Here is a 12,001-nt window from a genome sequence, read left to right as displayed (position 1 = left end):
TTTAGCGGGCTCCTTCCTTAAGCGAGACGATAACAGTGATATGGCTTGTGCGCTTGTTAATGCGCGCAGCGCGACCCTGTGCACGAGCACGGAAACGCTTAAGCGTTACACCCTCGTCCACATAGGTTTCCTTGATGACCAAGTCCTGCTCACGGAATGGTTCACCGGCTTTTTCAGCCTTAACGCGAGCGTTAGCGATCGCGCTTTCAAGAACCTTGCGCACCGGCAATGATGCGTCCTGAGGAGCAAACTTCAAAATGGTAATAGCTTCGCTTGCACGCTTGCCTCGGATGAGGTCGACCATGCGGCGAGCCTTGCGCGGCGTCACGCGGACGTGACGAGCGATTGCTTTAGCTTCCATGTGTCCTAACTCTCCTTTAGCGGCGTGCCTTTTTGTCGTCCTTCACATGACCCTTAAAGGTCTTGGTCGGGGCGAACTCACCGAGCTTATGACCAACCATGGCTTCGGTAACGAATACCGGCACATGCTTGCGGCCATCATGTACGGCAAAGGTGTGTCCAATGAAATCAGGAGTGATCATCGAACGACGCGACCAAGTCTTAATGACATTGTGCGTACCCTTGTCGTTTTGCTCGTCGACTTTCTTCTGCAAGTGGGCGTCGACGAAAGGGCCCTTCTTGATGCTACGAGTCATCTATTCGACACTCCCTTACTTGCGGTTCTTACCATTCGGGCGACGACGAACAATCATCTTGTTCGAAGCCTTCTTTGGACGACGTGTACGAACCTCGCCCTTGCCCCATGGAGAAACTGGTGGCTTACCACCACGGGTGCGACCACCATGTGGATGGTCCACAGGGTTCATGGATTCGCCTCGGGTGATTGGTCTACGACCAAGCCAACGTGCGCGACCTGCCTTACCAAGCTCGATATTGGCGTGATCAGAGTTACCTACTTCGCCAACAGTAGCGCGGCAACGAGCGTCCACGTTACGAATTTCGCCAGATGGCATACGCAACTGCGCATAAGCACCATCCTTAGCGACGAGCTGAACAGCAGCACCAGCGGAACGAGCAATCTTCGCACCACCAAGTGGACGAAGCTCAATTGCGTGAACCACGGTACCGGTTGGGATATTCTTCAGAGGCAGGTTGTTACCTGGCTTAATATCAGCCTGAGCGCCGGTCTCAATAACATCACCCTGGGCAATGCCTTCAGGAGCGATAATGTAACGCTTCTCACCGTCTGCGTAATGCAACAAAGCGATGCGAGCGGAACGATTAGGGTCATACTCAATATGAGCGACCTTTGCTGGCACGCCATCCTTGTCCCAACGCTTGAAGTCGATGAGACGATACTGACGCTTGTGACCGCCGCCGCGATGGCGAGAAGTCATGCGGCCGTAAGAGTTACGACCACCAGTCTTGCTGAGTTTGCGTACCAGCGACTTTTCAGGCGTAGAACGCGTGATCTCGGCAAAATCCGAAACCGAAGCGTTACGACGGCCTGCAGTCGTCGGCTTATAAACGCGGATAGCCATAATATAGTATTCCTTTACTTTTCTCGGCTAGCCTTCAGTTACCAAAGATGTCAATCGTTTGACCTTCAGCCACGGTGACAATAGCGCGCTTCTGGTTCACACGACGGCCGAAACCGGTGCGAGAGCGCTTCAACTTGCCAGCGCGGTTCAAAGTGTTAACGTTTGTCACCTTGACCTTGAAGATTTCTTCGATAGCCTGCTTGATCTGAACCTTGTTAGCATCTGGAGCCACTACGAAAGTGTACTGACCACGATCAGAAGCTGCATAACTTTTTTCAGAAACAACTGGCTTAAGAATTACGTCATGTGCTGGGTTATGGACTGCGACCATTTAAATCAGGCCTCCTTAACGACAGGCTCGGTCTTAGCAGCAACGAAGGCTTCGAAGCCTTCCTTGGAGAAGACGACGTACTGAGCTGTAACAACATCGTAAGTGTTGAGCTGATCAGCGAAGATCACGTGAACAGTTGGAATGTTGCGTACAGACATCCACTCATTGATGTTCTCACGAGAAAGAACAACAGTAGTGAATTGGTTATTGGTCACAGGGGTAAGTGCTGCAACAGCTGTCTTGGTGGATGGAACATCCTTAATACCAAAGTCAACTACAGCAATACGTCCAGCATTTGCACGATCCGAAAGAACATAACGAAGAGCAGCTGCCTTCATCTTCTTCGGGGTGCGCTGATCGTACTTACGAGGAACTGGACCATGAACAACGCCACCATGTACCCACTGTGGAGCACGAATGGAACCCTGGCGAGCACGACCGGTGCCCTTCTGCTTCCATGGCTTCTTACCGCCGCCGGAAACATTAGCACGATTCTTCACAGCATGGGTGCCCTGACGAGCAGCAGCAAGCTGAGCGATTACGACCTGATGAACCAGTGGGCCGTGAGCTAAAACGTCTTCGTTGGAGATGCCGAAAATTTCAGCAGGAGCTTCAACGGTTCCGCTTGCATTGCCCTTAGTATCAGTGACGTTCAGAGTTACGTTTGCCATAATTATCAGGCTCCCTTCACTGCCGAACGGACGAGAACGATTGCGCCCTTAGGACCTGGAACAGCGCCCTTAATAGCGAGAATGCCGTTCTCGACATCCGAAGAAACGATGGTGAGGTTAAGCGCGGTGGAAGTCACATGACCCATGCGACCAGCCATACGCTTGCCCTTCAAAATGCGGCTTGGAGTTGCGCAAGCGCCCACAGAACCTGGGCGACGTTCGTTCTTGTGCGAGCCGTGAGTACGGCGATAGGACTTGAAGCCCCAACGCTTGATAGTGCCAGCAAAGCCCTTACCCTTGGTAGTGCCAGTGACATCTACTTCAGAACCCTCAGCGAACAATTCAGCAGTCAATTCCTGACCTGGCTGATAATCTGCTGCGTTCTCGGTGCGCACCTCAGCGAGGTGACGACGAGGAGTTACACCAGCCTTTGCAAAATGACCAGCCAATGGCTTAGTCACCTTGGTAGGATCAATCTGGCCATAACCGAGCTGTACTGCGCAATAACCGTCAGACTCTACAGTCTTTACAGCGGTAACTACGTTAGTAGCAACTTCAACCAGAGTTACGGGGACGAAGAAGCCGTTTTCATCCCAAACCTGCGACATACCCAGCTTGCGGCCGAGCAATGCAGTGCGATTCTTATTCTGCGACATTACTTTCTCCCCCTTCCTACAGCTTGATCTCGATGTTTACATCCGCAGGCAGGTCAATGTGCATCAAAGAATCCACAGCCTTTGGCGTTGGATCTACGATGTCAATGAGGCGCTTATGAGTGCGCATCTCGAAATGCTCGCGAGAATCCTTGTATTTATGAGGAGAACGGATAACAACAAACACGTTCTTCTCGGTCGGCAGAGGAACCGGACCCACTACTGTGGCGCCCGCGTTCGTCACCGTCTCGACGATTTTCTTCGCCGATTGGTCGATGACCTCATGGTCATAGGACTTAAGCCTGATGCGGATTTTCTGTCCCGCCATTGCCGTCCGCCCTTTCTAGCGATTCGTTTACTGTTTACCAACCTGAATTCAAGGGCACCGGCGAGAATAAACCCCTAGGGTAATTCCACATCAGTGCGCGGCATCAAAAACCTATTCATACAAAAAGATTTCGATTCAAAGTTTTTGCTTCCGCGCTCGCTTTTTTTAATTACAATATGCGAGCCTTAAAACAGGCAACTAAGTAATTAAACCATCAACCTTCGATTATTAAAAACCGGGCGTGTCGGCTATTTTCCAACAAAAAATGGCAGAAACTACAATTAGTTGAGCTTCTGCCATTATTAACTAAATACGCAAATAATTACGCCGCTTCACGCTCCAAACGCATGCGATGGCCTTCTTCTTGAGAAACACCATAATATGCAGCAATAGCAATATCCTTCATATCCTCAATTTGCGGAATACGAGGATTTGCAGGCGCACACTGATCTTCGTAAGCACGCATGCCAATATTGTCAAGTATCGACCAGTAGTACTCTTCGTCTACGCCACAAGCCTTAAACGAAGCGTCCATTCCAAGCTTTTCATTTCGATACTCTTCAACAGCGCGAGCAAGATTTTCAACGCCTTCTTCAGGAGTTTTACCAGGATCTACACCAAGATTCTTAGCGATCTCCTGATACCTCTCAAGCGCAATATAGCGGTTGTACTTTGGCCAGCTAGTTGGCTCTTGCGGAATTTGACCGTTATATCGAATAACGTAAGGCAACAAAATTGCGTTTGTATGACCGTGTACAACATGGCACAAAGCACCAATAGTATGAGCCATAGCGTGGCACATTCCGAGGAATGCAGAGCCAAACGCCATTCCAGCCATAGTAGCTGCATTATGCATTTTTTCTTTCGCTTCAATCTTGCGCTGAGAATCTTCGCAATTCACAGAATCGTTGAGATTTTCCCAAATAAGCTTCGAAGCATGCAAAGCCATAGCATCCGTAAAATCATTTGCGTAAACAGAAACATAAGCTTCTATAGCATGAGTTAATGCATCAAAACCAGAATCACACGCCAAACGACGAGGCTGCGTACGAGCCAAAACAGGATCGACTATTGCGACCGTTGGAGTCAAAGCGTAGTCCGTAATAGGATACTTGTATCCAGTCTTGTGATCTGTAATAACAGCGTAAGGCGTAACTTCAGAGCCAGTTCCGGAAGAAGTTGGTATGCAAACAAGCTTAGCTTTGCTACCAAGAGGCGGAATCTTAAATGCGCGCTTACGAATATCGAAGAACTTTTCTCGCAAATCAGCGAAAGAAATCTCCGGATGCTCATACATAAGCCACATAATCTTAGAAGCATCCATTGGAGAACCGCCACCAACAGCAATAATTGTGTCTGGCTGGAATTCGTCACGCATCATTGCGGCTCCACGCTCAACCGTTTCAACGCTTGGCTCAGGCTCAACGTAATCAATAATACGGAAACTAACGCGATTATCTCGAGCACGAAGCTGGTCGATAATCTTATCGACTACGCCAAGCTGCTCCATAACCTTATCGCACACAACAACTGCGCGCTCAACGCCGTACATATCCCTCAAATAACGAATAGCATTCGGCTCAAAATAAGTTTTAGCCGGAATCTTGAACCATTGCATATTATTATTCCTTCGTGCAATACGCTTAATATTAAGAAGATTTATAGCTTGTACGTTGCCAGAAACGGAATTTCCACCATAAGATCCGCATCCGAGAGTAAGCGAAGGGGCAATCGCGTTGTAAATATCTCCAACGCCACCAAGAGATCCAGGAGAATTCCAAACAATTCTGCAAGCATGCATACGAACGCCATATTCGCGCACAAGATCTTGATTATTTGTGTGAATTACAGCAGTGTGACCAGCTCCATGTACAAGCATCTGCTCACACATCTCAAAGCCTTGTTCCTTATTTTCTGCGCGAAGCATTGCGTGTACAGGAGCGAGCTTTTCCATAGTAAGCGGCTCCATTTCGCCAACTTCTTTGCACTCAGCAACCAAAATCACAGCATCTTCTGGAATTTCAAATCCAGCTTCGTGCGCAATATATTGCGGAGACTTACCAGGAACAACGGAATTAAGTTTTGGCGTATTTCCAGAATATGCAGTGCATCCAAACATATATTGTTCAAGCTTAGCTTTTTCGTCAGCGTTAACAAAATATGCTTTCCTGCGCTTCAATTCGCGAAGTAATGGCTCATACACATCCTTGTGCGCAATAATTGCTTGCTCTGTTGCACAAATCATTCCGTAATCAAAATGCTTTGAAAGAATTAAATCGTTTGCAGCGCGCGCAATATCAACGTCGCTATCGACATATGCAGGAGCATTTCCAGCACCAACACCAAGAGCAGGTTTTCCTGAAGAATACGCTGCTTTAACCATTCCAGGACCGCCTGTTGCAAGAATAGTTGCGATCTTTGGATGTTTCATCAATGCACCGGTAGCTTCAATTGAAGGATGCTCAATCCATTGAATGCAATCTTTTGGCGCGCCAGCAGCCACAGCAGCATCGCGAACAATTCGAGCTGCTTCAGAAGAGCACTTTTGCGCGAAAGGATGGAATCCAAAAATAATTGGGCAACGAGTCTTAAGCGCAATAAGCGACTTAAAAATAGCTGTAGAAGTTGGGTTCGTAACTGGAGTTACGCCTGCAACAATACCAACCGGCTCAGCAATTTCGTCAATGCCGAGGACATCATCCTCGCGAATAATACCAACTGTTTTTTGACCTGCTAGATAATGCGTAATATGTTCGCATGCAAAGATATTTTTTGTAGCTTTGTCTTCTACTAAGCCACGGCCTGTTTCATCGACAGCCAACTTTGCAAGAACCAAATGTTTATTCAATGCTGCCACTGAAGCTTTAGCAACAATATGATCGATTTGTTGCTGATTAAGCTTCTCAAACTCATCCAAAGCGACAGTTGCTTTTTCAACAAGTTGATCAACTTCATTTTGAGCAGCTAACGCAATGTCATCAGCACTAGCAGTTTTGCCAGTTTCGGCTTGGTGTTGTGCCTCAACCATGAGTATCCTCCTCGATAGTTCCACCAGCGGTATCAATAGACTCATTAGCAGACTAATTTAGTATTCACCGCTAAATATGTGATACAAGTCACAATTTAGCCTCTTTGCTGTACTTTCGCATCTTTGAAGCGAGTTGCGCTATTTATGAGCGAGCTTTATCCTCTACTGTTCGTTATTTGTTCTTATTTGTAATGATTTATGTTCGATTAATAGATGAATTTTTCTAGAATGTCAATTTTAACGGCTAGTTACACACTATTTATAACATTTACTAAACAAATTTAATTTAATTTAATAAATAATAAAAATACAAAAAATGGCTCCCAGCAAAACCAGGAGCCATTTGCAAATATAAATTCGCGAAACTTAACGCTTCGAGAACTGAGGTGCACGACGTGCCTTGTGCAAACCAGCCTTCTTGCGCTCCACAACGCGAGCGTCGCGAGTCAAGAAGCCAGCCTTCTTCAAAGCAACACGGTTTGCATCGCGATCGATAGCATTCAATGCACGAGCAACACCCAAACGAATAGCACCAGCTTGACCAGTGGTACCACCACCGTCAACGAGGACTACAACATCAAACTTGCCTTCAAGCTTGAGCAACACGATTGGTGAATTCACTTCGCGCTGCAACAAACGAGATGGGAAGTACTCCTCCAAAGTGCGACCATTGATAGTCCACTTGCCGGAGCCTGGAACCAAGCGCACGCGAGCAACAGCTTCCTTACGACGACCAGTGCCGTAGCCTGGCTCGATGGCGGAAGTACCAGTGCCTGCACCAGCGTTAGTTTCAGTGGTGTAGTTAGTCAGTTCTTCTTCGTTCTCAAGAACCGCGGAGTTGTTATTTTCTGCCATATCTATTCTCCTTGATCTCACTTAGCCTGCTGAGAGACCTGAGCGATCTCGAAGACCTGTGGCTTCTGCGAAGTGTGCGGATGCTCAGCGCCAGTGAACACACGAAGGCGGTCAAGCTGCACCTTAGCAAGACGATTCTTTGGAAGCATGCCCTTTACAGCAGCCATGATGATACGCTTTGGATTCTTCTCCAAAAGCTCTTCATAGCTATCACGACGAAGGCCGCCTGGACGACCAGAGTGGGAATACAGTTCCTTGCTCAACTTATTGCCAGTCAAAGCAATCTTTTCAGCGTTAATAATAATAACGTGATTGCCAGAATCAGCATGAGGAGCAAACGTTGGCTTATTCTTACCACGCAGCAAAATTGCTACCTGAGAGGCCAAACGACCAAGTACCACGTCAGTGGCATCGATGATGTACCAGTCATGAGTTAAATCTGCTGGTTTCGGTGTGAAAGTCTTCACAATCGTACCTTTTCTCTATTGTGTTTCGAGTGTATATTTTCTTGGTTTATAGAAAATATTTTACTCATAATCCGTGGGCTCCCTGAAAGTCCTCGATGGCGAGTGGGAAAAGCGCTTTGAAGGACCCCTTAGGGAAACACAACAATCTGCAAGTATATCGCCAAGTGGCGACTACTTGCAAATGTATATTTTATATAAGGCTGCGACGAATTACAAAACGAATCGCAAAACGAATTACAAAACGAATTACAAAACGTCACGCGTTCATAATTGCTGAAAGCGACTTCACTCGAGGCAAATCAAACATATTGTCCAAAGACACAGGATTGCCTTCACCATCAGCTAACGGAATACGCCAATTTGGATACTCGTCATTCGTTCCAGGCTGATTTTGCGTACGATACTCCCCAACTGCATCAACCAAAGAAGCAGCAAGCAAACGCGAAGGAGCATCCTTCAAAGCGCGATACAATGCCTCAATAATCTCCTGAGTGTGAGCTTCTTCATCTTCAAGCAATTGAGCATCCAAATAACCGCCTTTGACCAGCATTCGCATCATTGCACGATGCTCTGCCTCAGCGCCAGCGCGGAATTCTTCAACAGAACCAGTAAGCAAGTGCAAACGCTCACGAATATTAACTTGCTCATAGCGCAAATAGCCGGCAGCAGGAGGCAAATCATGCGTATTGACGGAAGCAAGCGTCATTTCGCGCCACTTATCTGGAGTGCGGAACTCGCCATCACGCTCTTCGAACCATTCAACAGTGCAACCAAGCACAGCCTTCTTGCGCAACACTTCCAAAGCATTTGCAGGCAAAACACCCAAATCTTCGCCAACAACTACACCGTGAGCGCGATCGGCTTCGATTGCCAAAATGCCGAGCATAATGTCAGCATCGTAGTAAACGTAAGCACCACCACTTGGAGCCGAACCTTCTGGAATCCACCACAAGCGGAAAAGTCCAAGAATATGGTCAATGCGGACAGCACCTGCTGAAGCAAACATTCCATGAACCATATCTCGGTATGTTTTAAAACCAGTACGCTCAAGCTCAAATGGATGCAAAGGTGGCTGAGACCAATCTTGACCTTGCTGATTGAAGTAATCAGGCGGAGCACCAACAGTAGCTCCGTTAGCAAATCGCTCCGGATTCCACCAAACTTCAGATCCTGCAGGATGCACTCCAACAGCCATATCAGACATAATGCCGATTTTCATACCAGCTTTACGTGCAGCAACTTGAGCATCATGCAATTGCGTAAAAGCAACCCACTCAAGCCAACGATAAAACTCAAGAGTATCTGGGAAACGATTAGCTAATTCGCGAACTTGATCAGAATCCTTAGTAAGAGTTTTCTCCCAGCAATCGTCACCCTTTGGAGCACCCCACTTGTCGTAGCACAAGCACCAAGTGGCATAAGATTCAAGCCTGTCACCCATCTCATGCTTAAACTCATTAAAAATGCGAGCGCGATCTTCAGACATACCAGCTTTGAAAATCAGCCACAATGCGCGCATTTTTACACGCCACATGGAATCACGGTCTATTATTTGCGCGTCATTGTTAAGTGGCTCAACCTGTCCATGCAGATTTTCAATTTCTTTGCGCGTTTTATCGTTTAACGTTTCGTACTCAGGAATACTTTCTGGGCGAATATACGTTACGTTTACCATTCCTCTAGCAACAGGCAAGTATGGAGATGGAGTAAGCGGAGTTACAGGCTCACCTGCGTGCATTGGGTTTATTAACACAAAGTCAGCACCAGTTTTTTGCTTAGCTTCAGTAAGAAGAGTTGCCAAATCAGCAAAATCGCCAACGCCCCAAGACTTTGAAGAACGGATTGAGTAAAGTTGTGCCATCCATCCCCAAAGCTGTTCTCCATTTGGTTCCAAGGAATTAAGCGTATCAATGCTTTCTGGAGCGCTAATAAGCGTTGCTTCTTCTTGTCGCTCACCAACCGTTACACGCAATGTGTGATAACCCATTGGCACATCTTCAGGAATTTTAATTGAAGACGTAGCTACAAACTTGCCATTTACAGGGTATGCGGTGGTATTATCGTTAGGCACGATTTCTAATTCACCCTCATACTGTTCGCCATTTTCCAACGTAATAGTTGCCACTGGATACTCAAGAATTCCAGTATTCACAGTTACTTCATCGCATTTTCCAACAGTGTGCAAAATAGTTGGCGCAATAATGCGTCCGTGACGACACGCTAAAACTTCGTTTGTAGATTTTTCTATTGCAGCATCGCTAGAAGCGTCTACGCCTAATGCGCCTAAAACAGAAACTAATACGTTATCTTGAATCTCGTGTTTTTGATTATCCGAACCAATAAAACTCACGCCAACGCCCATTAATTCAGCAAGACGGTGTAATGGCTTCATTGCTACTTCTTCATCTGTTGTATTATCCATACGCTCCATTATTCGCGTTAGCAACGACTGCGTGCCGCTAATGACACATCTTCAGATTTATCGTTGCATAATTCTTGCAGCACGTTTTGTGGAACACCAGGATTTAGCGCAACAGCTCTTCGTACCATGGAAGCTAACACAACCGGAGCGTTTTCTTCTGCACTAACACCGAGGGAGGCTAAATATTTCAGTGTTTCAGCACTTATTCCATCTGATTGCGCACCCTCTAAACGCATTTTCCAAGAAGCTTTTGGATTGCATAATGCAGCATTTCTAACTGCGTTACATGAATCTTTAGTAAGTCTTCCAACTAACCAATTTTTAGCATTTTTATTTTCAGCAACAGCCAAACGCACTTTATCAGCAGAATCTTCAGAAAGTTTCACTAATATGTTTGGGAAAGGCATTTCTGTAGCTAAATAAATACGGTCTTCTTCTGGAGTATTGATATTACCTGCAACTGCTTCGAGCAAGGAAGTAGCTCTAGAAAATGCCGCTTGATCTGATCGATCCGGTAATTCTCTCCTAGCAAATTCATGGAGTTCAGCTGAATCCTCGCTATGTCGCAAATGCTCGTATACAGCAGTTAAAGGTTCATAAGATAAATCGTCAGTAGTGTTTGCTTTTTCATTAGTTTTTTCCATGAAATCACCTTTAACGCTTAGTATCTATCAGCTTATTACTTAGAGTACCATCTGCTTTCGGCACAACGCTTCCAGAAAAAGCATTCTGAACAATATCAAGAAATTCTTGTGACTTTAAAGTTGGAATAGCAATATTAAGAGAAATTTCAGCACCATAAATTTCGTTGTCAATTATGCCTTCCATTTGGCTTACAATATGCTGCAACATTCGCAATTGTTGATATTGCAATTTGCAAGTAAAACGAGTGCACGTAATAATATCAACTATTTGCGCAGATTCTACTGCCATACTTGCTGCACGCGCATAGGCTCTGGTTAAACCGCCTGCTCCAAGCAAAATACCGCCAAAATATCGCGTTACTGTTACTACACAATCTGTTAAATTTGACGATCTAAGTACATCTAATATTGGTTTTCCTGCTGTCCCAGTTGGCTCACCATCGTCACTCATGCGCTCACGCAATTGAGCTTTCGACGAACCACAAATTGCAGCATAAGCAACATGGCGAGCTTTAGGATTCTTAAGACGTACTGATTGCATAAATTCCACAGCATCGTCAAGATTATCAATATGACAAATACACCCAATAAATTCTGATTTTTTCTCTACAAAAGAAGCTTCACAAGGATGCGATTGCAATTGACGAACGGTGCGTAAAATATTATGCAAATCAGTCACTAGACACTACCAATACTAAGCTTTTTCGTAACGCAATAACCTGTCAATAATACCCGAAATATCTTCCATTGCTGAATTGGCAGCATCTTTAGTACCAATTTTTACAGATTTATGTATTTCTTTATTGACATGTTCTCTCGCAACTATTACTGCTAAAGAATGTAAAGCAGCAGTTGCAGCTGAAAGTTGCATAAGAACATCTTGGCATTTTGCATCGTTTTCAATCATAGTATTGACTGCTTCAAGCTGACCTTGTACTCGATGCATGCGTACTATCAGTTTTTCTTTATCAATATCATAATTTTTCATCGTTACTCCGATTTATCAATTAAATAACAACATAAAGGTTATAACATCATATACAAATTAACACAATAAATCGTTGTAATTATTATTATGCAACATCACATTATTTATTGCA

Annotated in this window: 14 protein-coding genes; all 14 read right to left on the bottom strand. The window is 45.6% G+C overall.

The genetic code is table 11. The features are described from left to right. Position 1: 1 nt before the first annotated feature. The 14 genes from rplV to AC1EKT_RS05010 all read right to left on the bottom strand — a co-directional run bounded on the left by rplV (position 2) and on the right by AC1EKT_RS05010 (position 11,889). A complete protein-coding gene (gene rplV / locus AC1EKT_RS05075; RefSeq protein WP_004105510.1) occupies positions 2-361 on the bottom strand; it encodes a 50S ribosomal protein L22 in 360 nt (119 codons plus the stop codon). Between the two features lie 16 nt (positions 362-377). Then, the gene (rpsS, locus tag AC1EKT_RS05070) at positions 378-656 is read right to left on the bottom strand and encodes a 30S ribosomal protein S19 (RefSeq protein WP_004114357.1); all 279 of its coding nucleotides are present in this window, start codon (positions 654-656) and stop codon (positions 378-380) included. A gap of 15 nt (positions 657-671) precedes the next feature. Beyond that, positions 672-1,502 (bottom strand): 50S ribosomal protein L2, encoded by an 831-nt coding sequence (rplB, locus tag AC1EKT_RS05065; protein ID WP_116712248.1) that lies wholly within the window; start codon positions 1,500-1,502, stop codon positions 672-674. Positions 1,503-1,536: 34 nt separating this feature from the next. Next, positions 1,537-1,833 (bottom strand): 50S ribosomal protein L23, encoded by a 297-nt coding sequence (rplW, locus tag AC1EKT_RS05060; RefSeq protein WP_004105515.1) that lies wholly within the window; start codon positions 1,831-1,833, stop codon positions 1,537-1,539. A gap of 5 nt (positions 1,834-1,838) precedes the next feature. Beyond that, positions 1,839-2,504, bottom strand: a complete 666-nt coding sequence (rplD, locus tag AC1EKT_RS05055) for a 50S ribosomal protein L4 (RefSeq protein WP_004105517.1) — start codon at positions 2,502-2,504, stop codon at positions 1,839-1,841. A 5-nt stretch (positions 2,505-2,509) separates the two neighbouring features. Next, the gene (gene rplC / locus AC1EKT_RS05050) at positions 2,510-3,160 is read right to left on the bottom strand and encodes a 50S ribosomal protein L3 (protein ID WP_004105519.1); all 651 of its coding nucleotides are present in this window, start codon (positions 3,158-3,160) and stop codon (positions 2,510-2,512) included. 16 nt (positions 3,161-3,176) lie between these two features. Next, positions 3,177-3,485, bottom strand: a complete 309-nt coding sequence (rpsJ, locus tag AC1EKT_RS05045) for a 30S ribosomal protein S10 (RefSeq protein WP_003808013.1) — start codon at positions 3,483-3,485, stop codon at positions 3,177-3,179. A 322-nt stretch (positions 3,486-3,807) separates the two neighbouring features. Beyond that, complete coding sequence (gene adhE / locus AC1EKT_RS05040) at positions 3,808-6,513, bottom strand: bifunctional acetaldehyde-CoA/alcohol dehydrogenase (RefSeq protein WP_421784665.1); 2,706 nt, start codon at positions 6,511-6,513, stop codon at positions 3,808-3,810. A 366-nt stretch (positions 6,514-6,879) separates the two neighbouring features. Then, complete coding sequence (gene rpsI / locus AC1EKT_RS05035; RefSeq protein ID WP_421784667.1) at positions 6,880-7,368, bottom strand: 30S ribosomal protein S9; 489 nt, start codon at positions 7,366-7,368, stop codon at positions 6,880-6,882. Positions 7,369-7,385: 17 nt separating this feature from the next. Further along, entirely contained in the window at positions 7,386-7,835 is a 450-nt protein-coding gene (gene rplM, locus AC1EKT_RS05030; RefSeq protein ID WP_004129067.1) for a 50S ribosomal protein L13, read from the bottom strand. A 256-nt stretch (positions 7,836-8,091) separates the two neighbouring features. After that, on the bottom strand, positions 8,092-10,266 hold the full coding sequence (malQ, locus tag AC1EKT_RS05025; protein ID WP_481616176.1) for a 4-alpha-glucanotransferase: 2,175 nt from the start codon (positions 10,264-10,266) through the stop codon (positions 8,092-8,094). Between the two features lie 8 nt (positions 10,267-10,274). Beyond that, on the bottom strand, positions 10,275-10,901 hold the full coding sequence (locus AC1EKT_RS05020) for an AbrB family transcriptional regulator (RefSeq protein ID WP_415687221.1): 627 nt from the start codon (positions 10,899-10,901) through the stop codon (positions 10,275-10,277). Between the two features lie 10 nt (positions 10,902-10,911). Beyond that, positions 10,912-11,580: a YigZ family protein gene (locus AC1EKT_RS05015; protein WP_415683285.1), complete on the bottom strand. Its 669-nt coding sequence runs from the start codon at positions 11,578-11,580 to the stop codon at positions 10,912-10,914. A 15-nt stretch (positions 11,581-11,595) separates the two neighbouring features. Further along, a complete protein-coding gene (locus tag AC1EKT_RS05010; RefSeq protein ID WP_415683284.1) occupies positions 11,596-11,889 on the bottom strand; it encodes a metal-sensitive transcriptional regulator in 294 nt (97 codons plus the stop codon). Between the last annotated feature and the right edge of the window lie 112 nt (positions 11,890-12,001).

Source organism: Bifidobacterium sp. C0047B3 (genome assembly GCF_056590535.1).
Note: the sequence above shows the minus strand (reverse complement) of the source record. Positions and strands in the feature narration are given on the sequence as shown.